Here is a 277-nt window from a genome sequence, read left to right on the forward strand (position 1 = left end):
TAATACCGGCTGGAGCAAGGATCTAATATCACCCTCCTCAAAACGGAGGCGACCCGAAGGAAGCCGTACATGCTTAACATCGCCATTTCTTGCCCATCGACGCACCGTATCTGGGGAAACTTCGAGAATTCGCGCCGCCTCGAATGCGTCAATGATTGTTGGTTGTTGCATTTTCTGCACCTCCTGCGCGCCATCTTTACACGCGCATTCAGTGCTGTCAAGAATCACTGTTGCATTTTCTGCACTTATTGCTATGATTTACACATGGAACGAAACG

Annotated in this window: 1 protein-coding gene; it reads right to left on the bottom strand. The window is 49.1% G+C overall.

From position 1 onward, the window contains the following. A partial coding sequence (locus tag QP415_RS11700; protein ID WP_285100191.1) for a helix-turn-helix domain-containing protein occupies positions 1 to 228 on the bottom strand: 228 nt, incomplete at its 3' end. Between the last annotated feature and the right edge of the window lie 49 nt (positions 229 to 277).

The sequence above is a fragment of the Pauljensenia sp. UMB3104 genome (genome assembly GCF_030217285.1).
GTDB lineage: Bacteria > Actinomycetota > Actinomycetes > Actinomycetales > Actinomycetaceae > Pauljensenia.